At 41.1% G+C, this 3,692-nt stretch carries 1 pseudogene; it reads right to left on the bottom strand.

Features of this window, described 5'->3' with window-relative positions:
- Positions 1 to 47: 47 nt before the first annotated feature.
- A pseudogene (locus CS060_RS13785) lies at positions 48 to 3,350 on the bottom strand (pullulanase X25 domain-containing protein); the annotation flags it as partial.
- Between the last annotated feature and the right edge of the window lie 342 nt (positions 3,351 to 3,692).

The raw sequence follows: 3,692 nt of genomic DNA, 5'->3' as shown, positions 1-3,692 counted from the left end.
GTGGATAAAAGCGCTTACATAAAATAAGTCCATAAAACCATATATAACCAATAAAATCGGTTGAGAAAAAAATCTCCCACAAACTCTTGACTCAAACTCGTTTCTTTGACAAGTTGATAACCCGCACCTTTTAATGTGGATTGATAAATGCGATACGCTGAAGCATCGCCTTCCCACGTTAACGTCACTTGACCAACGCCCGATGTCGCTTGAACATTTGTTACTTTATTCGGAAGATCGACAGTTACTTTTCCAAATAACATCCGACCGTCCATTGCTGGAACACGTAATGCGACTTTTCCGTTTGTTACTGTTACATCATATGAATCATGTAGTTCATCTACTAATTTGATGCCATTTGGAATAAGTGAAGCGACATCCAACTCAACCGTTCGTTCACTATCACCGCGGTTTACTGCAATAAGCGCGACGTCTTTTTCATATTGACGAGCGAAAACGTATACGTCTCCTTTCGCATACACCGTCTCAATTGTACCTTTTGCTAATACGTTTTGATGCGTTGTGCGAATGGCTCCTACTTTCTGATAGTGTGCAATTAACTGCTCATCTTCACTTCCCCACGGATACGTACGGCGATCATCCGGGTCTTTTGAACCTGTCACTCCTGCTTCATCACCGTAATAAATGGTTGGAGCACCTGGGTAGCCCATTTGTAAAATGGCCGCAAGTTTTAACCGCTTTTTACCGAGTTCTTCATTGTAGTTTGGATCAAGCTCGGCACGTTCGTATGAATCCGTTCCGTTTCCAAGTAAGAAAACAGCGCGTGCCGTATCATGTGAACCAATTAAGTTCATAAGCGCATAAAACGCTTCTTTCGGATAATCTTCACGAATCGCTGTTAATCGGGCATCAATATCTTCCGCTTTTCCGTTTCGTAAAAAGTCTAACACGGCGCCACGGAAACGGTAGTTCATGACTGAATCGTATTGATCACCTAAAAAGTATTTTGACGCATCATCCCAAATTTCACCGAGAATTAACGGTTGCTCCCCGTTTTTAAGCGTTGGACCACGGTCGTAGTTACCTTGCAACAATTCTTTACGAAACTCACGCCAAAACTCTGTATCGACTTCATTGGCGACATCTAAACGCCATCCTGAAGCTCCACGTGTAATCCAGCTTTTTGCGACAGAATTTTCTTCATAAAAAATGTAGTTAGCAAGCTGCTCGTTGTTTAACTCACTTGCGTATTTCACTTTATTCCCATCAATCGATTTGAATTCTGGTAAACTATCAAATCCCCACCATGATTGATATTTATATACGCCGTTCACCTTTTCGTTTTCAATATTGAACCATAGGTGAAAACCATACGGACTAAATTGTTGCCCTTCGGCTGTGAACTTTTGTTCAACTTGAGCACGCGCTTGTTGTTCGGATAATCCTTTTTCATTCATTAAATCATACACAGCCGACCAATATTCGTACGCTCCGACTGTTTTATATTTACCGTATCGATCAAAGTAAATGGAATCATCTGATACGTGATTAAATACACCGTCCAAAATTAAGTGCATGCCGCGCGATGCAACCGCTTGCACAAATGATTGAAATTCTTGAGGTGTTCCAAACATTGGATCAAGCTCTTTGTAGTCGTTTGCATCGTATTTATGGTTTGACGGCGCTTTAGCAATTGGGTTTAAATATATTGTATTAACCCCAAGCGATTGCAAGTAGTCAAGCTTTTGTTCAATTCCTGCAATATCTCCACCGAAAAAGTCGTTCGACCAAATGCCGTCGCCATCATATCCAGCCGTTCCTTTCATGCGCGGATTGTCAGGAAGCTGAGACCATGCACGATGTTCAATCGGTTCGTTGCCTCGTGCATTAGATTTTGCATTGTCGTTGTTTGGATTGCCGTTAAAGAAACGGTCAGGGAAAATTTGATAAACAACCGCATGTTTCATCCAATCTGGCGTTTTATAGTTTGGATCGTATACCGTCAACTGGAACAATTCTGCATTTTTATCGACCGCTCGCCCCCATTGACCTTCTTGCGTATCTTCACCATATTCTGCTTTCGCTGAACCGTCCATCGCAATAAACTTATATCCATACAATCCTTTATCTTCTGGCGTAAACGTTGCTTCCCAATACTCATTATCATCGATGACACCAACTTTGTTCATTGTATATAACTTCGCTGTTCCTGTCGTTGTATTTTTCACATATACGTTCGCTTTTGTTAAATCGCCTTTTTTCGCTGCTAGTCGAAGCGTCACGCTTTCTCCTGCTTTCACTGCACCGAACGGTTGACGATATAAAGAGTCCCATGTGTTATGTTTTAATCGATCTTTTTGTACGGATCCGTCCGAACCCGTTGGGCTGTAATCTGTATACACAGATTTTGTTTTCGCGTCAAAGAAAAACGTAATGGTCGTTTCTTCTAGTACATTTAACTTTGCGTTATCTTGCGGATAGTTTTCACTCCAATTATTTCCTAGCACCACTTTATATTCATATGTTCCTTTTGGTACACGTGCGCTAAATGTATAGATCGAGTCAAAGTTATCGTCTGCAAAAAATGCGGTTGACGTCTCTGGCGTCCAACCATCGACTTCTTTTTCATAGCCGATCGCAGGCAAAATTGTTCCAACTAACCGAGGTTGTTTTTCTTTCGAAATCGGTGTATACCATGTTGAATCGGCAATTGCATGTGTACGATCGTTATAATAAAACGTCACCTTTGTTTCTTGTTGTAACGTAAGCGAAATATTGTTACCACCACGTCCACCAGCACCGTAATTTTCATCCCAACTACCGTTTATGGCGATTTTGTATTCATACGTGCCGGCTGGAAGCGTTCCTGTAAACGTGTACAATCCATCGCCTTCATGCGTCATTACTGTAGCCGTCGCTTTCGGATCCCATTCACTTGTATGTCCAAATTCATCTTGTAAGTTCCCAACAAGCGTGACGGTTCGTTGTTGTTCGACAGGTTGACCGACAACGACGACGCTATTTTTTCCGCCATATCCGTCATCGGCTTGATTAGCATTTAACGAATCTGTCACCCAGTTTCCATCAACAACAAATTTGTACATATACGTTCCATCTGGAAGCGTTTTTGTTACAGACCAAATGCGGTCACTTTCTTTTGTTAATTCAATCTTTTTGTCTCCATCCGTTTTCCAGTCGTTAAACGATCCGGCCAATAGCACAGACTGCTCCACTCCTGTGCCGACATAACGGAACGTCACATCATTTCCGTTTACGACAGGGCTTTGCACGTTTTCATCAGCGCGAACGATTGCATGAAATGAAAACAATTGCACAAGAAGCAAAAAGATTGAGAAATAAGCAAAATTCTTTTTCCATCTTCTCCCCACGATCTTTTCCTCCTTCTTTAAATTGTTCAATAAAGTGAAACCGTTTGCACAAAGGGGTATAGTAAGGGGGGTAACAAACGGTCCCACTTACTAATTATCGTACATAAAAAAGAAGGAATTTTCAATAAAATATTTTGAATTTTTTATGGATTTAATTTGTATATAAATTGAAATAAAGGTTTTCTCCCGTTCCACAGCGAATAAGTAAAGGAGAAAATAGGGGAACGGAGAGAAAATACGATGCCAAATCACAAAGACGAGATCGAAAAGTTGTCCACTGCCATGAGAGAAGCAAAAAGTAAACGAGCATATGAACGCTACCAAGCGATTTATCTTCATTTG

Origin of the sequence: Anoxybacillus flavithermus (assembly GCF_002742685.1) — a bacterium.
Lineage (GTDB): Bacteria > Bacillota > Bacilli > Bacillales > Anoxybacillaceae > Anoxybacillus > Anoxybacillus flavithermus_E.
Note: the sequence above shows the minus strand (reverse complement) of the source record. Positions and strands in the feature narration are given on the sequence as shown.